Raw genomic sequence first — 20,578 nt, forward strand, 5'->3', positions numbered from 1 at the left:
CTTATTTTTGCAACATCCGCCGCTTCATGATCTCCAAACGCCGCTTGCTCCAAAGCCTCGCTGCCTCGGCCTGTGCCCCGGCCGCGTGGGCCCAACAGGCAACGTCTTCCACCGCGCCGCGCGCCGCGCGCCCCGCCGGTTCCGCCGCCCCCGGCGCCTGGCCGACCCAGCCGGTGCGCATCCTGGTCGGCTTTCCGGCCGGCGCCTCGCCCGACCTCGCGGCGCGTGCCATCGCCGAGCCGCTTTCCAAGCTGCTGGGCCAACCGGTGACGGTGGAGAACAAGCCCGGCGCCAGCGGCAACCTCGCGGCCGACCTGGTGGCCAAGGCGCAGGACGATCACACCATCGGCGCACTGATCAATGGCAACCTGACGATCGCCAAGCTGCTGAATCCCGCCACGCCCTTCGACCCCGAGAAAGACTTCGCGCCCGTGGGCCTGATCGGCACCGCGCCACTGGTGCTCGCGGTCTCGGGCGACGCCGTGGGCAAGAACGCCACCGAGCTGCTGCTGTGGGCGCGCAACCTCGGCGACAAGGGCAAGTACGGCACGCCCGGCGTCGGCACCGTGGGCCACCTGGGCATGGAACTGCTGAAGACCCGCACCAGCATCTCGCCGCAGCACGCGCCCTTCAACGGCAATCCGCAGGTCATCGCCGCCATGCTGGCGGGACAGATCCAGATGGCGCTGCTGCCGCCGGGCCTCGCGAAGCCTCATGTGGCCTCGGGCAAGTTCAAGGCCCTCGGCGTCACTTCTCCCCTGCGCAGCCCGCTGTTCAGCGAGCTGCCCACGCTGCGCGAAGCCGACGTGCGCGGCGCCGACCTCGAGATCTGGACCGCGCTCGCGGCGCCGGCCAGCCTGCCCAAGCCGGCGGTGGCCAGGCTCAACGCGGCGCTGGGCGAGGTGCTTCGCTCCGCCGAAGTGCAGCAGCAACTGCTGAAGGCGGGCTGGCAGGCGCAGGCCGGCACGCCACAAGCGCTGGCCTACCGGATGCGCTCCGACACCTCGCAGTTGGGCGGCGTGATCCTGATGCGGGGCATTCGCTCGGAGACTTGAACTCCCCCAGGCTTCGCGCACTTCGTGTCGCTACGTCAACCCCCTCACCGGGGGGCAACACCGACGGCCCGGCAAAGCCGGTTCCGTGGTGTTTCTGGAACGGGCTTCGATTAAGAGCCGCTCCACTGCCCCTCAGACACTGGCGGCCTCCTCCTGTGCGGCTTACGCAGACGGCGCTCGGGCACTGACCATCCAGCAGGCGGCGGCGAAGCGAACCTCGGTTCCGTGCACATAGGGATCGAAGGCGGCGCGGACGGTGTCGATGACTTGCGCGCGCGTCCGCTCGTCCACCTCCTGAAGGATCAGGCCGACGGGACCGAGCCGGGTGAAGTAGCCGACCAACTCCTTCTCGGGCAGGGTGCAGTCGACATCGATCGGCCGGATGTCGCTCTCGGCCCAGCCGCTCTCTTCCAGGATGGCTGCGACCCGATGCCGGTCTGCGAAGGAGAACTGTCCCGGCGCGCCCGGCTGGCGGGCGGGCATGTTCGGCAGCAGCGGTGCCGCCGCGCGCTCGGCCGTCGTCATGAACGGGTTCTCCGCGGCACTCCGCCAGACGATGAAGCGGAGCCTGGCGTGGTCCCGTGCGGCGCGCCGCAGGTTCGAGAAGGCCAGGACCGGGTGGTCGAAGAACATGACGCCGAAGCGCGACATGATCAGGTCGAAGCTCGCGGGCTCGAAGGCGTGGGTCTGCGCGTCGGCACGGATGAAGCTTGCCGGCGTGTCTTCCCGTTCGGCGCGTGCCCGGGCGGCGGCGATCAGTAGGTCCGAAATGTCGACGCCGATGCAGTGGCCCGTCGCGCCGAGCAGCCGCGCAACGGCGAGCGTCGTGCTGCCGGTACCGCAGCCGACGTCGAGCACCCGCTGCCCGGATCCGGCGCGGACCACTTCGACGAGCAGGTCTTCGAAGGGCTCGAGCACCTGGTCGATCACCTCCTGTGCCTCGACCCAGGCACGCCCTGCGCGGCCGTTCCAAAGCGCCGTCTGCTCGTTGTTGTCGGTCTGTTGCGTGACATCCATGGTCGTTTTCCTTTGCTTGCCCTCGAGAGGCGGAAGCTAGACTGTGCAACTTCAAGTCGACTTGAGGTCAAGAGAATGATGCACCTGGACATCGCCGAGGTGGCGCAGCGATCCGGCGTTCCCGCGTCGACGCTGCGCTTCTATGACGAAAAGGGGCTGATCGCCTCCACCGGCAGGCGCGGCCTGCGCCGCCTGTTCGATCCCGGCGTGCTGGAGCGGCTGGCGCTGATCGCGCTGGGGCGCGCGGCCGGCTTCTCGCTCGACGAGATCGCGCTCCTGTTCACGCGCGAGGCGCAGCCGCGCATCGACCGCCAGATGCTCGCGGCCAAGGCGCAGGAGCTGGACAAGACGATCCGCAAACTGAGCGCCATGCGCGACGGCCTGCTGCACGCCGCTGCCTGCCCCGCGCCGAGCCACATGGAATGCCCCACCTTCCGTCGCATCCTGCAGGCCGCCGCGACCGGCGCTGTCGGAGCGCGAAAGAAGAGGGCTCCGCAGCCACCGGCACGCATCGCCTGATCCTGCGCAGCGCCGCGCGCCCATAAGCCGCGCTTATGTAAAAGCAACGCAAAACGGCGTTCCCTTCAGTACTGTGCGTGTCGATACTTGCCGCCAGCCACGCTGCAGCATCCCTCACAACACGTACCTGGAGACATCGCCATGCATCTTTCTTCCCGACTCGTCCTGCTCGCCGGCCTGGCAGCCGCGCTGGCCTGCGGGACTGTGTCCGCCCAGACCTGGCCCGCCAAGCCGATCCGACTGGTCGTGCCCTTCGCGGCCGGCGGCGCCAACGACCTGATGGCGCGCGCTGCGGCCGAAGGCGCATCGAAGGCGCTGGGCCAGCCCATCGTGGTCGACAACAAGCCCGGCGCCGGCGCCACGCTGGGCGCGGACATCGTCGCCAAGAGCGCGCCCGACGGCTACACCTTCCTGGTGAGCGCGGCCGGCGTGATCTCCAACAGCATGATCAAGAAGCACCTGCCCTACAAGGACAGCGACCTGGTGCCGGTCGGCATGATCGGCCTCGCGCCCTCGGTGATCCTGGTGCCGGCCGACGCGCCCTACAAGGACCTGAAGGAATTCATCGCGGCCTCCAAGACGGGCGCCGGCTTCCACTGGGCGACCGCGGGCACCGGCAGCACGCCGCATTTCGTCGAGGGCATGCTGGAGACGAAGTACGGCGCCAAGCTCGACGTGGTGCCCTACAAGAGCGGCTCGGAGTCGATCACCGCGGTGCTCGGCAAGCAGGTCGAGGCGACGTCGGAGGCCAGCATCGTCGCGCTGCCCTACCTCAAGAGCGGCAAGCTGAAGGCGCTGGCCAACACCTGGACCACACGCATCTCGGCCTATCCGGAGCTCTCCACGGCCTCGGAGCAAGGCTTCCCGGACGTGCGCATCGCTCACTGGGCCGGCGTGCATGCGCCGCACGGCACGCCCGAGGCGGTGCTCGACAAGATGAGCGCCGCCATCGACGCGGCCATGAAGACCCCGGCCATCGCCGACAAGCTCAAGGGGATGGGCATCGAGCCGATCGGCGGCACGCGCGCCTCCTTCGTGCAGTTCGTCGATGCCGAGCGCGCGCGCCTGGGCGCGGTGGTCAAGGCCACGGGCATGAAGGACGAATGACGATGACGAAGGCCATCCATCCCGGCACGCTGTTGCGGCAAAAGGTCGAAGCCAAGCGCGGCCTGCTGGTGCCGGGCGCGGCCAACGCGCTGGCCGCGCGCGTCATCGAGGAGCTCGGTTTCGAGGCCGTGTACCTGAGCGGCGCCGGGCTCACCAACACCTTCTACGGCATCCCCGACCTGGGCTTCGTCCACCTGGGCGATCTCGCGCAGCACACGGCCGCGCTGCGCGATGCGGTGAAGCTGCCCATCATCGTCGACGCCGACACCGGCTTCGGCAACGCGCTCAACGTGCAGCACACGGTGCGCACGCTGGAGCGCGCTGGCGCCAACGCGATCCAGCTGGAAGATCAGGTGAGCCCCAAGAAGTGCGGGCACTTCGAGGGCAAGGCGGTGATCGCGCAGGGCGAGATGCTCGGCAAGGTGAAGGCGGCGGTCGATGCCCGGGTGCATGCCGACTTCCTGGTGATCGCGCGCACCGACGCGGCCGCGGTCGAAGGCATCGACGCTGCGATCGCGCGCGCCGCGGCCTATGCCGAGGCCGGGGCCGACATCACCTTCGTGGAGGCGCCCGAGTCGCTCGAAGCGCTGCGTCGCATTCCGCGCGAGCTGGCCTGCCCGCAGGTGGTCAACGTGGTGATCGGCGGCAAGACGCCGACGCTGGACGCGGCCGAGTTCGGCGCCATGGGCTTCGGCCTGGTGCTCTATGCCAACGCGGCGCTGCAGGGCGCGGTGCGCGGCATGACGCTGGCGCTGCAAGGCCTGCGCGAGCGCGGCCGGCTGGACGAGGCGAGCGGCCTGGTCGCCACCTTCGCCGAGCGCCAGGCGCTGGTGCGCAAGAAGGAATTCGATGAGCTCGATGCGCGCTACGCCTGAGCCGATCGCCGCGGTCGACAGCCACGCCCACGTGTTCCGGTGCGGCCTGTCGCTGGCGCCGGTGCATCGCCACGCGCCCGACTACGACGCGCTCTTGCCCGACTACCTCGCGCTGCTCGACGCGCATGCGGTCTCGCATGCGGTGCTGGTGCAGCCGAGCTTCCTGGGCACCGACAACAGCTTCCTGCTCGATGCGCTGCGCGCCTGTCCAGAGCGGCTGCGCGGCGTCGTGATCGTCGAGCCGAGCATCGGCGAGAGCGAATTGGCGGCGCTGGAGCGGCAAGGCGTCTGCGGCATCCGGCTCAACCTCGTCGGGCTGCCCATTCCCGACTTCGCGCTTGCCGAATGGCAGCGCCTGTTCGAGCGTGTGCGTGCGCTCGACTGGCATGTGGAGCTGCATCGCGAGTCGCGCGACCTGCCGCTGGCCGGGCAGTCCATCCTCGATGCCGGCTGCAAGCTGGTGGTGGACCACTTCGGCCGGCCCGGCCCGGCGCCCGGCGACGACGAAGGCTTCGCCTGGCTGCTGCGCAGCGCTTCGACCGGGCGCGTGTGGGTCAAGCTCTCAGCGGCCTACCGCAACTGGCCCGACCAGCGCGGCAGCGCGGCCCGCGCCGCTGCACAGGCCCTGCTGCAGGCGCTGGGTGCCGGCCGCCTGCTGTGGGGCAGCGACTGGCCGCACACGCAACACCAGGATCTGGCCGATTACGGATCCACCCAGGCGGCGCTGGCCGACTGGGTGCCGGATGCCGAGGCGCGCCGGCGCATCCTGGTCGACACACCCGCCGCGCTGTTCCGTTTCGCCTGAGTCATCAACAGAAAAGGGGTGCCGGCATCGGCGCCCGAAGGAGACACCGATGTTCCATCCCTCACGCTTCGCGCGCGCCTTCATCCGTGCCGCGGGCGGCGCGACCCTGCTGCTCGCAGCCCTCGGCGCACAGGCGCAAGCCTGGCCGGCCAAGCCGGTGCGCCTGGTCGTGACCTATCCGCCGGGCGGCACGGTCGATGCGGTGGCGCGCATCATCGGACCCAAGCTCTCGGCCCGGCTCGGCCAGCCGGTGGTGATCGACAACCGCGGCGGCGCCGGCGGCGCGATCGGCGGCGAGCTGGTCGCCAAGAGCCCGGCCGACGGCTATACCTTGATGCTCGACGCCTCCAACCATGCGCAGAACCCGGCCCTGCGCAGCAAGATGCCCTTTGACACGCTGCGCGACTTCGCGCCGGTCTCGCTCTTGGTCAAGGTGCCCAATATCCTCGTGGTGCATCCCGGTGCGCCGATCGCGAGCGTCAAGGACCTGATCGCCCAAGCCAAGGCGCGGCCGGGGGAGATCAATTACGCCTCCTCGGGCAACGGGTCCTCGCCGCATCTGGCGGCCGAGCTCTTCGATTCGATGGCCAAGACGCGCATGACGCACGTGGCCTACAAGGGCGGCGGCCCGGCGCTCACCGACGTCATGGCGGGCCAGGTGCCGGTGTTCTTCGCCAGCCTGGGTTCGGGCATGCCCTACATCCAGAGCGGCAAGCTGCGGCCGCTCGCAATCGGCGGCAAGACGCGCTCGCCGGTGCTGCCCGAGGTGCCGACCCTCGCGGAGTCGGGCCTGCCGGGCTACGAGATGTACGAGTGGAATGCGGTCTTCGTGCCGGCGGGCACGCCGGCTGCGGTGATCGCGCGGCTCTCGAAGGAGATCGCCGCCACCGTCAAGGACCCGGAGGTGCGCCAGCGGCTGGAGGCCATGGGCGCCGAGGTGATCGGCTCCGATCCGTCAGAGCTCGATGCGTTCCGCCGCGCCGAGCTCGCGAAGTGGAGCCGGCTCGCCAAGGAGAACAAGCTTCAGCTCGATTGAGGTACGGGGCCCAGCAATTCGGCGAACGCATCGGCAAAGGTGGGTCGCGAGCGTGCCAGCCACATCGCCGACAGCTCGAAGGCGGGCAGGTCCGCGCCGTCGCGCACCTCGGCATAGCGCACGCCTTCATGGCGCAGCGCATGCACCGAGCGCGGCAGCAGCGACCAGCCGAGGCCTGCGGCCACACAGGCCAGCACGGTCAGCGTGCGGTTGGCGTCCTGCACCACCTGCACTTGGTGGCCGGCGCGGCGGATCGCGCCCAGCAGCTGGCTGCGCAGGGCCGGAATCTGTTGCTCGGGAAACCAGACCAGCCCATGCTGCGCGATCTCGGCCAGGGACACGCAGCCGTCGGCGGCCACCTCGTAGGCGGCGGGCAGTGCGGCCACCATCGGATCCTCGCCCAGGCGCTGCTCGTTCACCTTGGCATTGAAGGACACGGGCGGATGCAGCAGCGCGATGTCGATGCGGCCGCCCGCCAGTGCGTCGACCTGCTCGGCATTGCTCATCTCGCGCAGCACCACGTCGAGCTGCGGATGGGCGGCGCGCAGCAGGCGCAGCGCGCGCGGCAACACCTCGTAGATGGCATGGGTCACGAAGCCGATGGTGAGCCGGCCTGCGCGGCCCGCCGCCATGGCCCGGGCGCGCTCGGCCGCCGCGTCGGCGTGGGCCAGGCTGGCGCGAACGTCCTCCACGATCGCGAGGCCGGCCTCGGTCAGCGTGGCGCCGCGCCGCGTGCGCGTGAAGAGCGGCGTGCCGATCTCGCGCTCGAGCCGGTTCAGCGTCTGCGTGAGCGCCGGCTGCGCGAGGCCCAATTGCTCGGCCGCGCGCGTGAGGCTGCCGGCCTCGCTGACCGCGAGGATGCAGCGCATCTGGCGGGTGTCCATCAGCTTCGCTTGTCCGGCGCGTACCAGCGGGTCGCGATCAGTTCCGGCTCATCGTGTGCCAGCAGGCGCGCCCAGTGGCGGTCGGCGTCCTCGACGAACAGGTCGCGCGCGATCGCGTGGGCCAGGCGCGTGGCACCGATCGCGAGGCCGGGGATGTCACCCGCCAGCGCGCCGTGGCTCATGGTGGCGCCCCAGTTGAACAGGCGCATGCGCGAGAGCGCCTCGGCCTCGGTGCTGCCGGCGACGCCCGTGCGGCCGCGCAGTTCGAAGCCCGCACCCAGGTAGGGGAAGCGCGCCGGCTCGGGATAGCGCTGCGCCTCCTCGGGCAGCACGTGCTGGGCCCAGGTGTCGACCAGCGGCGTGTAGCGCGCGATCTCGGGGCGGTCGAGCAGGTCGACGTCGAAGCCGGTGCCGAAGATCACGGCGTCGAAGCGTTCGCTGCCGCCGTTCGGCGTGCTGACCTCCACGCCTTCCGCATCGGGCGCCACGTCCAGCCAGGGCGTGCCGAGCAGCAGTGTGAAGGCCGCGTGCGCATCGCAGCGGCGCACGGTTTCCCAGGGCGGCGGCACCTGCTCGTCGAAGATGTAGGTATAGACGCGCCACTTGCGCGCATCGTCCAGGCCTTCGAAGCCGCGCAGGAAGCCGTGGCTCGATGCGGCCTTGCTCTTGTTGACCTGCGGCAATTGCGGCCGGCGCGCAAACAGCACGACCTCCGCGGCGCCGGCCTCCAGCGCGCAGGCCGCGTTGTCGAAGGCCGAGGCGCCAGCGCCCAGCACGCCGATGCGCTTGCCGGCCAGCGCGGCGAAGTCGATCGCGTCGGCCGAATGGAACACCCGGCCGGCCGTGTGCGGGTCGTCGCGCCGCAAGGACGGAAAAGACGGCCAGCGCGGCGCGCCGCTGCCGTCGCGGCCCAGCGCCAGCACCAGCTGCCGCGTGCGCACGGTTTCGCGCCGGCCCTGCGGGTCCGTGAGTTCGACCGCGAGCAGCCGCCCATCGTCGCTGTGCGACACGGAGCGCAGCGCGACGCCGTTGTCCACCGGCAGGCCGACGGTGTCGCGCACCCACAGCAGGTAGTCGCGCCAGTCGATGCGGCCGATCTTGTGCAGCGCAGCCCAGCCTTCGATGCCGTGCTGCGCCTCGTACCAGGCGCGGAAAGAAAGCGATGGCACGCCGAGCTCGGGGCCGCCGACCTGCTTGGGGCTGCGCAGCGTGAGCATGCGCGCATAGGTGCCCCATGGGCCTTCGTCGCCGCGCGCGGCGCGGTCGATCACGCGGATGTGGGTCACGCCTTCCTTGCGCAATGCGAAGGCGGCGGTCTGGCCGCACATGCCGGCGCCGGCCACCAGCACGTCGAGCACCGGCGTGTCGGCATCGGCCGATTCGGCCGGCAGCACCCAGGCGGGCGGCGGCAGGTTGATGCGCTCGAGATCGGCGCGCACTTGCGCAGCCAGCTTTTCGAGCGCCGCCGCATCGCGCGGGCTCGCGGTGAATTGCACAGGCACCGGCGGCAGGGCGTCGGAAGAGAGGTCGTCAGGCATCGCCTGAAGATAATCCAGAACATGATCGAACTCGACTGCTACTACAGCCTCTCTTCGCCCTGGGCGTATCTCGGCGGTCCGCAACTGCAGGACATCGTGCGCCGCCACCACGTGCGGCTCGTGCTCAAGCCCTACGATTTCCAGGCCGTGGTGCCGCAGACCGGCGGCATTCCGCTCAAGACGCGGCCCGAGCCGCGCCGCACCTACCATGCGCTCGAACTCGCGCGCTGGCGCGAGTATCTGGGCATGCCGCTCAACCTGGAGCCGAAGCACTATCCCAAGGGCCCGCCGGCCGATCCGAACTGGAACAAGTACCCGGGCTGGATGGTGATCGCCGCCCAGCTGCAGGGGCTCGATGCGCAGCCGCTCTCGCATGCGCTCTTGCGCGCGCTGTGGGCCGAGGAACGCGACACCTCGGATGCCGCGGTGCGCATCGCGGTCGCCGACGAGAACGGCTACGACGGCGCCGCGCTGCAGGCGCTGGAGCAGGGGCCCGAAACCCAGGCCCGCTACCGTGCCAACAGCGCCGAGGCGGTGGAGAAGGGCGTGTTCGGCGCGCCGACCTTCATCCTCGAGGGCGAGCGCTTCTGGGGGCAGGACCGGTTGGCCTTCCTCGACCGGGCGATCGACCGGATCAGGGCTGGCCGCGGCGGATAATCCCCCGATGCGAATCCGCTTCACCAAGATGCAGGGCGCCGGCAACGACTTCGTCGTGCTGGACGAAACCCGTGGCGCGCTGGGCCTGAGTGCGGCGCAGTACCGCTTCCTGGCCGACCGCCACTTCGGCGTCGGCGCCGACCAGATCCTCACCGTGCGGCCTTCGCCGGCGGCGGGCATCGATTTCCAGTACGTGATCCACAACGCCGACGGCGGCGAGGTCGAGCAGTGCGGCAACGGCGCGCGCTGCTTCATGCGCTTCGTGCGCGAGCACGGCCTCACGCCGAAGGACACGGTGCGCGTGCAGACGCTCTCGGGCGTGATCGAGCCGCACATGGGCGCCGACGGCCGCGTGACGGTCGACATGGGCGCGCCGATCTTCGAGCCCGCACGCGTGCCCTTCGACACCGCCGGCCTCGACCCGCAACACGACGGCGCCTGGCACACCTGGCACCTGACCCTGGGCACGCACGCCGAAAGCGCCAAGGTGTCGGTGGCCGTGCTGTCGATGGGCAACCCGCATGCGGTGCAGATCGTGCCGGACGTCGAGACGGCGCCGGTGGCCACCCAGGGTCCGGCGATCGAGCACCATCCGCGCTTCCCGCAGCGCGTCAACGCCGGCTTCATGCAGGTCGTCGACCGCACGCACGTGCGCCTGCGCGTGTTCGAGCGCGGCGCCGGCGAAACGCTGGCTTGCGGCACCGGCGCCTGCGCCGCGGTGGTCGCGGGCATCCGTCTCGGCCGCCTCGACACCGGGGTCGACGTCCAGACCCGCGGCGGACTGCTCACCATCGAATGGGCCGGCGACGGCGCTCCGGTGCTGATGACCGGGCCCGCCGACACCGTGTTCGAAGGCGAAATCGAAGTGCCATGAACAAATTCAACTCCAACGCCATGAACCCGATCACCGAAGACGACATCGCCAACTACCTCTCGAACACGCCGGACTTCTTCGAACGCCATGCGCAGCTGCTGGGCCAGGTGCAGCTCACCAGCCCGCACGGCAACCGCGCAGTGAGCCTGCAGGAACGGCAGGCCGAGATGCTGCGCGAGAAGATCAAGGCGCTGGAGCACCGGGTGATGGACATGGTGCGCCATGGCACCGAGAACGTGGTCACGGCCGACCGGCTGCAGCGCTGGACGCGCGGCCTGCTGACCACGCGCGACCCGCGCGGGCTGCCGACCCAGATCGCCGAGCAGCTGCAGACGCTGTTCCTGGTGCCGCAGACCGCGATCAAGATCTGGGACTGCGACAGCAGCTACCTCAACGAGCCGTACGCGCAGTGGGTCAGCGACGACGTGAAGGCGCTGGCCACCTCGCTGACGGCGCCGTACTGCGGCCTGAACGCCGGCTTCGAAGCCGCCAACTGGCTGGCCGAGCCGCGTGCCGCGGTGTCGATCGCGCTGATTCCGCTGCGGCCCGACGCCGAAGCGCCGGCCTTCGGCCTGCTGGTGCTGGCATCGCCCGACGCGCAGCGCTTCAATGCCGAGATGGGTACCGACTTCCTGGAGCGCATCGCCGAGCTGGCCTCGGGCGCGCTCTCGCGGCTGCGGCCTTGATCCGCGGCTTCAGGCGCGCGGTACTCGGCGCGCTGGGGGTCCTGCTGCTGGGCTATGCAGCCATCGCGATCACGATCTGGCTGCATGCGCTCGACCTGCTGGGCCATCCGCCCCAGCGCGCGGCCGATGCGGCACTGATCCTCGGCAACCGCGCGTATCGCGACGGCAAGCCCAACCCCTGCCTCACCGGCCGTGTCGACACCGGCATCGCGCTGGCGCGGGAGGGACGCGTGCGCCAGCTCGTGCTGTCCGGCGGCATCGACCGCGAGGACGGGCGCGTCGAGGCCGAGGTGATGCAGCAGCATGCGCGCGACGCCGGGTACACGGGCACGCTGCTGTTGGAGCCCGTGTCGTCGACGACGCGCGAGAACCTCTCGATGTCGCGCGCCGTGCTGCAGGCAGCCGGCGTGAAGAGCGTGATCATCGTGTCCGAGCCCTACCACCTGTGGCGCGTGGAGCGCCTGGCGCGCGCGGCCGGCTTCGACCGGATGTTCGAGCTGCAATACGCCGCGGCGCCGACCTCCTGCTGGCGCCGTTGGGGCATGCTCTTCAAGGGCGCGTTGCGCGAGCCGCTTGCCATCGTGAACAATGCCGCCAATGGATACCTCCACTGAGTCGCAGATCGCGACCCCGGCACTGGTCGAGAAGTACCTCGAGCACGTGCGCGTGGAGCGCCGGCTCGCGGCGCGTACCGTCGAGCTCTACGCCATCCATCTGAAGACGCTGGCCGAGAAGACCCAGGCGGGCGGTCTGGCGCTCGACAAGGTTCAGACCGTCCACGTGCGGCGCTGGATGGCGCAACTGCACAGCGCCGGCCGCGAAGCGCGCGGCATCGCGCTGGTGCTCTCGTGCTGGCGCGGCTTCTACCGATGGCTCGGCAACGAGGGGTTGGTGGGCGCGAACCCGGTGCAGGACGTTCATGCGCCCAAGGCAGCTCGGCCCTTGCCGAAGGCGCTGGCGGTCGACGAGGCCGTGCAGCTGGCCGACCTGCACGACGCCGATGCCGACCCCTGGGCCGAGGCGCGCGATCGCGCGATCGTCGAACTGCTCTACGGCTGCGGCCTGCGCGTCGGCGAACTGACCGGATTGGACGTGCGCGCCAGCAACACCGCGCGCGGCTGGGTCGATCTCGATGCGCAGGAAGCCAGCGTGCTCGGCAAGGGCAGCAAGCGCCGCATCGTGCCGGTGGGCGGCAAGGCGGCCGGGGCGCTTGCGGCCTGGCTCGCGGTGCGCAACGAATGCAGCGCGCTCGAGGCCGCCCGACTGCGCGATCCGGCGAACGCCGCCGCGCTATTCATCGGCCGCAACGGCCTGCGTTTCTCCCCCCATTCGGTCTGGAAGCAGCTGCGCCAGCGCAGCCTCAAGGCCGGCCTGGCCGCGCCGGTGCATCCGCACATGCTGCGCCATTCCTTTGCCAGCCACGTGCTGCAGTCCAGCAGCGACCTGCGCGCGGTGCAGGAGCTGCTGGGCCACGCCAACATCGCAACCACGCAGGTCTACACGCGGCTGGATTTCCAGCACCTGGCCAAGGCCTACGACGCGGCGCATCCGCGGGCGCACGCGCGCGACGAGGGCGCATCGGTGCGCGCCCAAAAAAGCAAGAACAAGCCATGAAACTTCTGCGTCTTCGGCCCGGCAAGGAGCGCTCGCTGCAGCGCCGCCATCCATGGGTCTTCGAATCGGCGATCGCCAAAGGCGGCGGCGATGCGGGCGAGACGGTGCGCATCGAATCGGACGAGGGCAAGTTCCTCGCCTGGGCGGCCTTCAGCCCGCATTCGAAGATTCGCGCCCGCGCCTGGAGCTTCGACGAGAAGCAGCGCATCGACGCGGCCTTTTTTGGGGCGCGTGTCGCGAGTGCGGTCGCAGCCCGGCAGCTCTTCGACCTGCAGAGCGACGGCGTGCGGCTGGTCCACGGCGAGGCCGACGGCCTGCCGGGCCTGATCGTCGACCGCTATGGCGACACGCTGGTGGCGCAGTTCCTGTCGGCCGGCGTGGAGCGCTGGAAGGAGGTGCTGGCCGATGCTTTGCTGGCTGCCACCGGTCTTGCAAAACTTTACGAACGCTCCGACGCGAGCGGCCGCGAGCGCGAGGGCCTCGCGCCGCTGACCGGCTGGCTGCGCGGCAGCGGTCCCACAGAGCTCACGATCCGCGAGCACGACTGGCAGCTCACGCTCGACATCGCGACCGGCCACAAGACCGGCTTCTACCTGGACCAGCGCGACAGCCGCCGGCGCTTTGCCGAACTGGCCCGGCATCGCCGCTTTCGCCGCGTGCTCAACTGCTTCTGCTACACCGGCGGCTTCACGGTCGCGGCGCTCGCGGGCTTGAAGGCGGCCGGCGCGGTCGAGGGCGCCGAGCTGGTGTCCATCGATTCCTCGCTGCCAGCGCTGGAGCGCGCGCGTGCGCATGTCGCCTTGAACGGCTTCGAAGGCGCGCGCACCGAGTTCCTCGATGCCGACGTCAATGCCGCGCTGCGCCGCTTCATCGAGGAGGGCCGGGTGTTCGACGCCATCGTGCTCGATCCGCCCAAGTTCGCGCCCACCGTCGCCCACGCCGAGCGCGCCGCGCGGGCCTACAAGGACATCAACCGGCTGGCGCTCAAGCTGCTGGCGCCGGGCGGCGTGCTCTTGACTTTTTCGTGCTCGGGCGGCATCGGCGCCGACCTGTTCCACAAGATCGTGGCCGGCGCCGGCATCGATGCCGGCGTCGACGGCTACATCAGCGAGCGCCTGGGCGCCGCGCCGGACCACCCGATGACCATCGAGTTCCCCGAGGGCGAGTACCTGAAGGGCCTGGTGGTGGTGCGCAAATAGCTTTTGCCCTTGCCGGAGCGCGGCCGGACCGCCGTCGCTAAACTTTCCGCCTTTCCCCGATTCCACCCCCGGAGCACTTCATGGCCCTCATTCCCGCCACCATCCTGACCGGCTTCCTCGGCGCCGGCAAGACGACCTTGCTGAAGCGCATCCTGAACGAGGCGCACGGACAGAAGATCGCGGTGATCGAGAACGAATTCGGCGAAGAGAACATCGACACCGACATCCTGGTCACCGAGTCGAAGGAGCAGATCGTGCAGATGAGCAACGGCTGCATCTGCTGCACCATCCGCGAGGACCTGCGCGAGGCGCTGCAACTGCTGGCGGCCAAGAAGCGCAAGGGCTTGCTCGATTTCGACCGCGTGGTGATCGAGACCACCGGCCTGGCCGACCCCGGCCCGGTGGCCCAGACCTTCTTCATGGACGACGAGATCGCCGAGAGCTACCTGCTCGACTCGATCCTCACGCTGGTGGACGCCAAGCATGCGCCGCAGCAGCTCAACGACCGCCAGGAGGCGCGCCGCCAGGTCGGCTTTGCCGACCAGATCTTCATCAGCAAGAGTGACCTGGTCGCCGCCGACGAGACCGAGGCGCTGATCCACAGGCTCAAGCACATGAACCCGCGCGCGCCGCAGCAGAAGGTGCATTTCGGCGAGGTGCCGCTGAAAGACGTGTTCGATCTGCGCGGCTTCAACCTCAACGCCAAGCTGGACATCGACCCGGACTTTCTCAAGGAAGACGAGCACGAGCACCACGACCACGAACACGGCGAGGACTGCGACCACCCTTCGCATGCGAACGAGGGCCACGGCCACCACCATCACCATGACGACGACGTGAAAAGCTTCGTCTACCGCGCCGACCGGCCCTTCGACCCGGCGCGGCTGGAGGATTTCCTGGGCGCCATCGTCAACATCTACGGCCCGCGCATGCTGCGCTACAAGGGCGTGCTCCACATGCAGGGCACCGAGCGCAAGGTGATCTTCCAGGGCGTGCACCAGCTGATGGGCAGCGACCTCGGCCCGGCCTGGGGCGCGGACGAAGAACGCAACAGCCGCATGGTCTTCATCGGCATCGACCTGCCGCGCGAAATCCTGGAGCAGGGCCTGGAGCAGTGCCTGGTCTGATGATCGAGCGCGAGGCGGCCGCCGCCGGGCCGCCCCAAGGCGAGCTGCGCCTCCCCCTCGGGGGGTGGAGTTACACGCAGCGTAGCGAAGTGAAAAGCCGAGGGCCAACATTCTTTGTCTATACAATCGCGCGCCTGTTCCGGGAGCGCACCTGTCCTGTCTTTATGGGGATGTGTGACTTTCGGCATAGGACTGCGCACGTTTCTGGCCTGCTTTCGGGGGTATAACCCCGGGGTTCGCCACCGGCGAGCACCCTGACAACGTTCGTCGAAGGAGCCAGTCACCGTGAAGAAACCCGTCGCCAAAGCCAAGCCCGTGACCAAGCCGGCGGTCAAGAAGACACCGGCTGCCAAGAAGGCTGTGCCCGCGGCGAAGAAGGTTTCTCCGGTCAAGCCAGTCAAGTCTGCCGCGCCGTCGAAGGCCCCTGCCAAGAGCAAGACCACGACGGCGAGTGCAGGCGCTTCGTCAACCAAGGCGGCCGGCCCTCGTGCCACCGCACATGCTGCATCACCGACTCCCGTGAAAAAAGCGGCTGCCGCCTCCACTCCCGCCACGGCGACACCTTCCATGACCACTCCGACCACCCCCACCAATACCCCCGCCGCCACACCTGCCCCCGCACGCGGCGGACGCGTTTCGCGGCTGTCGCAGCTGACCGTGCCCTCCATGCCCCAGTCGGTGGCCTCCACCGCGGCCAAATCGAGCTTCGTCCAGATCACGACGAACCCGCTGGTGCCGCCGCCGCCCATCGCCGTCAAGAAGGACCCGAAGCTGGCCAACAACTGGAAGAGCAAGCCGGCCCACGAACTCACCGATGCCGAGGTGATCGCGATGCCGGATTCGGAGTACATGAACGAGAAGCAGATGGCCTTCTTCCGCCTCAAGCTGCAGGAGCTCAAGCGCGGCATCCTCGAGAACGCCGGCGAGACCACCGAGCATCTGCGCGAAGACACGGTGGTCGTGCCGGACCCGGCCGACCGCGCCACCATCGAGGAAGAGCATGCGCTCGAACTGCGCACGCGCGACCGCGAGCGCAAGCTGCTCAAGAAGATCGAGCAGTCGATCCAGCGCATCGACGCCGGCGACTACGGCTACTGCGACGAAACCGGCGAGCCGATCGGTGTCGGCCGCCTGCTGGCCCGGCCGACCGCCACACTGTCCCTGGAGGCGCAACAGCGTCGTGAACTGAAGCAGAAGATGTTCGGCGACTGATCTTTCACGAAGCCGAAGGGGAGACGCTGCGCATGGCCAAGGAAGATTCCGGTCGCTTGTTGTCGAAGGTTGCGAAGTTCGTTCGCAATCCGCTCAAGGATTGGTCCGAGCTCGACGCCGAGGAGTCGTCGCAGCTCGAGAACGGCTACAGCCGCGAGATGCTCAAGGAAATGATCGAGCGGCGGCAGCGCAACGACTTCGTGCGCCGCCGTGAGTTCGACATGCTGCGCAAGTTGCGCCAGCGCGAGGCGGCCGGCGGCCGGGATGCCGCGGCCACGCCGTCCTCCTTCAACGTCAGCAGCACCTCGGGCAAGACCGAGGGCCGGGCGCTCACGCTCAAGAAGATCGACGAGATCGAAGAGCAGATGTCGCAGCAATGGTGGAAGAACCGCGGGCCTGGAGGCGCAGCCGGCCCCGACGGCGCGGCTTCCCGGAACTCCGACATGGCCGCTCAGCATGCGCGCGCCTATGCCGACACCGTGCCCGGCGTGCCGCCGCCCCCCGGGGCGACCGGGCAGCAGGGCGCACGCTCCGTCTACGACGGCAGCATCGAGGAAGCCGCCATCCGCTTCGCCCACGGCGACGATGCCGGCGCCGAAGCCATCCTGTTGCAGACGCTGGCGCCGGACAGCCCGAGCGCCGATCACGACGACACCTGGCTCGCCTTGCTCGACCTTTACCGGGCCACCGGCGATGCCGAGAAGTTCGCGGCCGCCGGCGTTCGCTATGCGCAGCACATGAAGCGGGCTGCGCCCGAATGGATTTCGCTGCGCGCGCTGGCGCGCAATGTCCAGGCCTCGGCGGCTGCCGATAGCGAATCGGCGCCGAGGGCGGCACCGGTCGGCGGCGCCGACTGGGCGAGCCCCGCGCGGCTGACGCGCGAAAGCCTGCTCGGCCTCACCCGTGCGCTCGCCGCGGCCGGCGCATCGTGGAAGCTCGACTGGAATGCGCTCGACGCCATCGAAGCCGATGCCGCCGGGCCGCTGCGCGCCTTGTTCAACCACTGGGCCGATTCGGCGGTGCAACTGCGCTTTGCCGGCAGCGATCGCCTGCTGATCGTGCTCACCGAGGCCACGCCCGTCAACAACCGCCAGGTCGATGCGGTCTGGTGGCAGCTGCACATGGCCGCCTTGCGAGTCATGCACCGGGCCGACGAATTCGAACTGCTGGCGCTCAACTACTGCATCACCTACGAGGTGTCGCCGCCGCCCTGGGAAGACCCGAAGGGCGATTTCGGCGAGCTCGAAGCACAGCCGCAGGGGCCCGCACCGGAGCCGGCGTCCGGATTCGCGATCTCGGCCATCGACGACGAGCCCGGCGACGACCTGGCGCCGGCCGGACCCATCGGCCACAGCACGCTGGCGGGGGAGCTCGTGGGCGAGTCGCTCTCGACCTGGGAGCGACTCGATACGGAGCTGGTCGGCGCACCGAACTTGTCGGTGTCGTGCGCGGCGCTGGTGCGCATCGATTTCGTGGCGGCCGGCACGCTCCTGAACTGGGTCACGGCCCGCGATGCGCGCGAACAGCGCGTGGCCTTCGTGGACGCGCACCGGCTGATCGCGGCCTTCTTCGGCGTGATCGGCATTGCCGACCACGCCGAGGTCGCAGTCAGAGCGAACTAGGCCCCCGGCTTTTCACTTCGCTTCGCTGCGTGTTTTTCTCTCCACCCCCCGAGGGGGGCTCGGCCGCCTTGGGGCGGCCCGGCGGCGGCCGATATAGTCTCTCAAGCTCACGAGGGCACTACGCTTATTCGGCTTGCATTCGCGCCAGCCGTCGCCATATTGCTTCGATGGAACAATTTCACGGAACCACGATCATCAGCGTGCGGCGCAAGACCCCGAACGGCGACCAGGTCGCAATCGGCGGCGACGGCCAGGTCACCCTCGGCAACATCGTCATCAAGGGCAGCGCACGCAAGGTGCGCCGGCTCTATCACGGCAAGGTGCTCGCCGGTTTTGCCGGCGCGACCGCCGATGCCTTCACCCTCTTCGAGCGTTTCGAGGCCAAGCTCGAAAAGCATCAGGGCCACCTGGCGCGCGCCGCCATCGAGCTCACCAAGGACTGGCGTACCGATCGCGTGCTGCGCCGGCTCGAGGCGATGCTGGCGGTGGCCGACGCCACCACCTCGCTGATCATCACCGGCAACGGCGATGTGCTGGAGCCCGAGAACGGCATCATCGCGATCGGCTCCGGCGGCGCCTACGCGCAGGCCGCGGCCAAGGCGCTGGTCGACCACACCGAGATGAGCGCCGCCGACATCGTCAAGAAATCGCTCGAGATCGCGGGCGAACTCTGCATTTACACCAATATGCATCACACGGTAGAGACCCTGTGAGGCCGCTCCGAGTCCATCCATGTCCATGACCCCCCAGGAAATCGTTTCCGAACTCGACCACCACATCGTCGGCCAGCCCGACGCCAAGCGCGCGGTGGCGATCGCGCTGCGCAATCGCTGGCGCCGCCAGCAGGTCGAGGAAAAGCTGCGCGCCGAGATCACGCCCAAGAACATCCTCATGATCGGCCCCACCGGCGTGGGCAAGACCGAGATCGCGCGCCGGCTTGCGCGCCTGGCCGATGCGCCCTTCATCAAGGTCGAGGCGACCAAGTTCACCGAGGTCGGCTACGTCGGCAAGGACGTCGATTCGATCATCCGCGACTTGGCCGAAATCGCCGTCAAGCAGACGCGCGAAAGCGAGAGCGCCAAGGTGCGCATGCGCGCCGAGGACGGGGCGGAAGAGCGCATCCTCGACGTGCTGCTGCCGCCGGCGCGTTTGGCCGATGGCGCCGCCACAGACGGCAGCGGCAATGCCACGCGGCAGGCCTTCCGCAAGAAGCTGCGCGAACACCAGCTCGACGACAAGGAGATCGAGATCGACCTGGCCGAAGCGCGCGCGCCGCTCGAGATCATGGGCCCCGCCGGCATGGAGGACATGACCGAACAGCTGCGCGGCATGTTCGGCCAGCTGAGTCAGGGCCGGCGCAAGACGCGCAAGCTCAAGATCGGCGAGGCGATGCATTTGCTGATCGACGAGGAGGCCGCCAAGCTGGTCAACGAGGACGAGATCCGCACCCAGGCGATCCACAACGCCGAGCAGAACGGCATCGTCTTCATCGACGAGATCGACAAGGTCGCCACGCGCACCGAGGCGCAGGGCGCCGACGTGTCGCGCCAGGGCGTGCAGCGCGACCTGCTGCCGCTGGTCGAAGGCACGTCCGTGACCACCAAGTACGGCGTAGTGCGCACCGACCACATCCTTTTCATCGCGAGCGGTGCCTTTCACCTGAGCAAGCCGAGCGACCTGATCCCCGAATTGCAGGGCCGCTTCCCGATCCGCGTCGAGTTGCAGTCGCTCTCGGTGGCGGATTTCGAGAGCATCCTGACCCAGACCCAGGCCTCGCTGGTGAAGCAGTACCAGGCGCTGTTGGCGACCGAGGGCGTGACGCTGGAATTCGCGCCCGACAGCATCACGCGGCTGGCGAGCATCGCCTACGATGTCAACGAGCGCACCGAGAACATCGGCGCGCGGCGCCTGTCGACCGTCATGGAGCGGCTGCTCGACGAAGTGAGCTTCGACGCCACCAAGCTCGAAGGCCAGGCGATCCGCATCGATGCCGCCTACGTGGACGCACGCCTCTCGGCACTAAGTCACGACGAAGACCTCTCTCGATTCATCCTCTGATCGGCGCTTTTCACTTGTACGGTTCACGCATCACATTCATTGCGTGAGCTAAGTGCTTCATCTGCAACGAAATTCGGTGTTCTTGGAATTGCAAAAACACCGCTAAGTCGTTGATTCCATTACAAAAAATACCTGCGACGGCCCGTTGCGCGCTAAGTGTTTCCTGCTACAGTGCAAAAAAGTGCAGTTAAGTGGGAAAAAGTGTCGAGCGGTGCCTCTTTTGGGTGCGCGACGCCTCCCACCACAGGGGTTCGTGGTCGTGTTTCAAGGCGCTTCATCGCTCAGTCTGGATGCCAAGGGGCGGCTCTCCGTGCCGACCCGGCATCGTGACGTCCTGAGCGCCACCGCGGCCGGTCAGCTCACGATCACCAAGCATCCGCACGGATGCCTGATGCTGTTCCCTCGTCCCGAGTGGGAGAAATTCCGCGAGCGCATCGCCGCGCTGCCGATGTCGGCACAGTGGTGGAAGCGCGTTTTCCTGGGCAATGCGATGGACGTCGAAATGGACGGCACCGGCCGTGTGCTGATCTCGCCCGAGCTGCGCTCGGCGGCGGGGATCACGCGCGACGTTCTGTTGCTGGGCATGGGCAACAACTTCGAGCTCTGGGACAAGGCCACCTACGACGCCAAGGAGGCCGAAGCCACGCAGGGCGAGATGCCCGATGTTTTCCAGGACTTTTCGTTCTGAGGCCG

21 protein-coding genes are annotated in these 20,578 nt (G+C 68.9%); 18 read left to right on the plus strand and 3 right to left on the minus strand.

The genetic code is table 11. The features are described 5' to 3' along the window. The first annotated feature begins 26 nt into the window (after positions 1–26). The gene (locus tag BLS74_RS06835; RefSeq protein ID WP_093103977.1) at positions 27–1,055 is read left to right on the plus strand and encodes a Bug family tripartite tricarboxylate transporter substrate binding protein; all 1,029 of its coding nucleotides are present in this window, start codon (positions 27–29) and stop codon (positions 1,053–1,055) included. 162 nt (positions 1,056–1,217) lie between these two features. Here the strand turns inward: BLS74_RS06835 and BLS74_RS06840 are convergent, their stop codons facing one another. Next, on the minus strand, positions 1,218–2,072 hold the full coding sequence (locus tag BLS74_RS06840) for a class I SAM-dependent methyltransferase (RefSeq protein ID WP_093103979.1): 855 nt from the start codon (positions 2,070–2,072) through the stop codon (positions 1,218–1,220). 75 nt (positions 2,073–2,147) lie between these two features. On the opposite strand from BLS74_RS06840, the gene BLS74_RS06845 reads away from it, so the two are divergent. The 5 genes from BLS74_RS06845 to BLS74_RS06865 all read left to right on the plus strand — a co-directional run bounded on the left by BLS74_RS06845 (position 2,148) and on the right by BLS74_RS06865 (position 6,414). After that, on the plus strand, positions 2,148–2,591 hold the full coding sequence (locus BLS74_RS06845; RefSeq protein ID WP_093103981.1) for a helix-turn-helix domain-containing protein: 444 nt from the start codon (positions 2,148–2,150) through the stop codon (positions 2,589–2,591). Positions 2,592–2,732: 141 nt separating this feature from the next. Further along, positions 2,733–3,698 carry a tripartite tricarboxylate transporter substrate binding protein gene (locus BLS74_RS06850; protein WP_093103982.1) on the plus strand — a complete coding sequence of 322 codons (966 nt, stop codon included), beginning with the start codon at positions 2,733–2,735 and terminating at the stop codon, positions 3,696–3,698. 2 nt (positions 3,699–3,700) lie between these two features. Beyond that, complete coding sequence (locus BLS74_RS06855; protein ID WP_093104172.1) at positions 3,701–4,573, plus strand: isocitrate lyase/PEP mutase family protein; 873 nt, start codon at positions 3,701–3,703, stop codon at positions 4,571–4,573. Continuing rightward, complete coding sequence (locus tag BLS74_RS06860) at positions 4,548–5,378, plus strand: amidohydrolase family protein (RefSeq protein WP_093103984.1); 831 nt, start codon at positions 4,548–4,550, stop codon at positions 5,376–5,378. The genes BLS74_RS06855 and BLS74_RS06860 overlap by 26 nt, the downstream gene beginning before the upstream one ends. A gap of 49 nt (positions 5,379–5,427) precedes the next feature. After that, on the plus strand, positions 5,428–6,414 hold the full coding sequence (locus BLS74_RS06865; RefSeq protein WP_093103985.1) for a tripartite tricarboxylate transporter substrate binding protein: 987 nt from the start codon (positions 5,428–5,430) through the stop codon (positions 6,412–6,414). On the opposite strand, the gene BLS74_RS06870 is transcribed toward BLS74_RS06865, so the two are convergent. Together BLS74_RS06870 and BLS74_RS06875 are read right to left on the minus strand one after the other, a co-directional pair. After that, positions 6,402–7,298, minus strand: coding sequence for a LysR family transcriptional regulator (locus BLS74_RS06870; RefSeq protein WP_093103986.1), 897 nt, complete (start codon positions 7,296–7,298; stop codon positions 6,402–6,404). The genes BLS74_RS06865 and BLS74_RS06870 overlap by 13 nt on opposite strands. Continuing rightward, positions 7,298–8,836, minus strand: coding sequence for a SidA/IucD/PvdA family monooxygenase (locus BLS74_RS06875; RefSeq protein WP_093103987.1), 1,539 nt, complete (start codon positions 8,834–8,836; stop codon positions 7,298–7,300). Before BLS74_RS06875 ends, BLS74_RS06870 begins: the two co-directional genes overlap by 1 nt. Before the next feature lie 21 nt (positions 8,837–8,857). On the opposite strand from BLS74_RS06875, the gene BLS74_RS06880 reads away from it, so the two are divergent. The 12 genes from BLS74_RS06880 to mraZ all read left to right on the plus strand — a co-directional run bounded on the left by BLS74_RS06880 (position 8,858) and on the right by mraZ (position 20,573). Continuing rightward, entirely contained in the window at positions 8,858–9,493 is a 636-nt protein-coding gene (locus tag BLS74_RS06880; RefSeq protein ID WP_093103989.1) for a 2-hydroxychromene-2-carboxylate isomerase, read from the plus strand. Positions 9,494–9,500: 7 nt separating this feature from the next. Then, on the plus strand, positions 9,501–10,367 hold the full coding sequence (gene dapF / locus BLS74_RS06885; RefSeq protein ID WP_093103990.1) for a diaminopimelate epimerase: 867 nt from the start codon (positions 9,501–9,503) through the stop codon (positions 10,365–10,367). Next, a complete protein-coding gene (locus BLS74_RS06890; protein WP_093103992.1) occupies positions 10,364–11,053 on the plus strand; it encodes a DUF484 family protein in 690 nt (229 codons plus the stop codon). Before dapF ends, BLS74_RS06890 begins: the two co-directional genes overlap by 4 nt. Next, entirely contained in the window at positions 11,050–11,667 is a 618-nt protein-coding gene (locus BLS74_RS06895; RefSeq protein ID WP_170855527.1) for a YdcF family protein, read from the plus strand. The genes BLS74_RS06890 and BLS74_RS06895 overlap by 4 nt, the downstream gene beginning before the upstream one ends. Continuing rightward, entirely contained in the window at positions 11,651–12,667 is a 1,017-nt protein-coding gene (locus BLS74_RS06900) for a tyrosine recombinase XerC (protein ID WP_093103993.1), read from the plus strand. The genes BLS74_RS06895 and BLS74_RS06900 overlap by 17 nt, the downstream gene beginning before the upstream one ends. Then, on the plus strand, positions 12,664–13,866 hold the full coding sequence (locus BLS74_RS06905; RefSeq protein ID WP_093103995.1) for a class I SAM-dependent rRNA methyltransferase: 1,203 nt from the start codon (positions 12,664–12,666) through the stop codon (positions 13,864–13,866). Before BLS74_RS06900 ends, BLS74_RS06905 begins: the two co-directional genes overlap by 4 nt. A gap of 80 nt (positions 13,867–13,946) precedes the next feature. After that, complete coding sequence (locus BLS74_RS06910; RefSeq protein WP_093103996.1) at positions 13,947–14,993, plus strand: CobW family GTP-binding protein; 1,047 nt, start codon at positions 13,947–13,949, stop codon at positions 14,991–14,993. A 567-nt stretch (positions 14,994–15,560) separates the two neighbouring features. Beyond that, positions 15,561–16,205 (plus strand): RNA polymerase-binding protein DksA, encoded by a 645-nt coding sequence (gene dksA / locus BLS74_RS06920; RefSeq protein ID WP_093104176.1) that lies wholly within the window; start codon positions 15,561–15,563, stop codon positions 16,203–16,205. A gap of 32 nt (positions 16,206–16,237) precedes the next feature. Beyond that, complete coding sequence (locus BLS74_RS06925; protein WP_093104000.1) at positions 16,238–17,827, plus strand: STAS domain-containing protein; 1,590 nt, start codon at positions 16,238–16,240, stop codon at positions 17,825–17,827. A gap of 167 nt (positions 17,828–17,994) precedes the next feature. Next, positions 17,995–18,540: an ATP-dependent protease subunit HslV gene (gene hslV / locus BLS74_RS06930; RefSeq protein WP_093104001.1), complete on the plus strand. Its 546-nt coding sequence runs from the start codon at positions 17,995–17,997 to the stop codon at positions 18,538–18,540. A 19-nt stretch (positions 18,541–18,559) separates the two neighbouring features. Beyond that, positions 18,560–19,885 carry an ATP-dependent protease ATPase subunit HslU gene (hslU, locus tag BLS74_RS06935; protein WP_093104003.1) on the plus strand — a complete coding sequence of 442 codons (1,326 nt, stop codon included), beginning with the start codon at positions 18,560–18,562 and terminating at the stop codon, positions 19,883–19,885. A 259-nt stretch (positions 19,886–20,144) separates the two neighbouring features. Next, a complete protein-coding gene (gene mraZ, locus BLS74_RS06940) occupies positions 20,145–20,573 on the plus strand; it encodes a division/cell wall cluster transcriptional repressor MraZ (protein WP_093104177.1) in 429 nt (142 codons plus the stop codon). The last annotated feature ends 5 nt before the right edge of the window (positions 20,574–20,578 follow it).

Origin of the sequence: Variovorax sp. CF079 (assembly GCF_900101545.1) — a bacterium.
GTDB lineage: Bacteria > Pseudomonadota > Gammaproteobacteria > Burkholderiales > Burkholderiaceae_C > Variovorax.

What these genes read in the sequence shown, in the direction of transcription:
- BLS74_RS06900 (WP_093103993.1), top strand. Translation starts at nt 11,651, where the DNA reads ATGGATACCTCCACTGAGTCGCAGATCGCGACCCCGGCACTGGTCGAG.
- BLS74_RS06875 (WP_093103987.1), bottom strand. Translation starts at nt 8,836, where the DNA reads ATGCCTGACGACCTCTCTTCCGACGCCCTGCCGCCGGTGCCTGTGCAA.
- BLS74_RS06845 (WP_093103981.1), top strand. Translation starts at nt 2,148, where the DNA reads ATGATGCACCTGGACATCGCCGAGGTGGCGCAGCGATCCGGCGTTCCC.
- BLS74_RS06835 (WP_093103977.1), top strand. Translation starts at nt 27, where the DNA reads ATGATCTCCAAACGCCGCTTGCTCCAAAGCCTCGCTGCCTCGGCCTGT.
- BLS74_RS06890 (WP_093103992.1), top strand. Translation starts at nt 10,364, where the DNA reads ATGAACAAATTCAACTCCAACGCCATGAACCCGATCACCGAAGACGAC.
- BLS74_RS06860 (WP_093103984.1), top strand. Translation starts at nt 4,548, where the DNA reads ATGAGCTCGATGCGCGCTACGCCTGAGCCGATCGCCGCGGTCGACAGC.
- BLS74_RS06910 (WP_093103996.1), top strand. Translation starts at nt 13,947, where the DNA reads ATGGCCCTCATTCCCGCCACCATCCTGACCGGCTTCCTCGGCGCCGGC.
- BLS74_RS06855 (WP_093104172.1), top strand. Translation starts at nt 3,701, where the DNA reads ATGACGAAGGCCATCCATCCCGGCACGCTGTTGCGGCAAAAGGTCGAA.
- hslU (WP_093104003.1), top strand. Translation starts at nt 18,560, where the DNA reads ATGTCCATGACCCCCCAGGAAATCGTTTCCGAACTCGACCACCACATC.
- BLS74_RS06880 (WP_093103989.1), top strand. Translation starts at nt 8,858, where the DNA reads ATGATCGAACTCGACTGCTACTACAGCCTCTCTTCGCCCTGGGCGTAT.
- hslV (WP_093104001.1), top strand. Translation starts at nt 17,995, where the DNA reads ATGGAACAATTTCACGGAACCACGATCATCAGCGTGCGGCGCAAGACC.
- dksA (WP_093104176.1), top strand. Translation starts at nt 15,561, where the DNA reads ATGACCACTCCGACCACCCCCACCAATACCCCCGCCGCCACACCTGCC.
- BLS74_RS06905 (WP_093103995.1), top strand. Translation starts at nt 12,664, where the DNA reads ATGAAACTTCTGCGTCTTCGGCCCGGCAAGGAGCGCTCGCTGCAGCGC.
- dapF (WP_093103990.1), top strand. Translation starts at nt 9,501, where the DNA reads ATGCGAATCCGCTTCACCAAGATGCAGGGCGCCGGCAACGACTTCGTC.
- BLS74_RS06850 (WP_093103982.1), top strand. Translation starts at nt 2,733, where the DNA reads ATGCATCTTTCTTCCCGACTCGTCCTGCTCGCCGGCCTGGCAGCCGCG.
- BLS74_RS06870 (WP_093103986.1), bottom strand. Translation starts at nt 7,298, where the DNA reads ATGGACACCCGCCAGATGCGCTGCATCCTCGCGGTCAGCGAGGCCGGC.
- BLS74_RS06865 (WP_093103985.1), top strand. Translation starts at nt 5,428, where the DNA reads ATGTTCCATCCCTCACGCTTCGCGCGCGCCTTCATCCGTGCCGCGGGC.
- BLS74_RS06925 (WP_093104000.1), top strand. Translation starts at nt 16,238, where the DNA reads ATGGCCAAGGAAGATTCCGGTCGCTTGTTGTCGAAGGTTGCGAAGTTC.
- BLS74_RS06840 (WP_093103979.1), bottom strand. Translation starts at nt 2,072, where the DNA reads ATGGATGTCACGCAACAGACCGACAACAACGAGCAGACGGCGCTTTGG.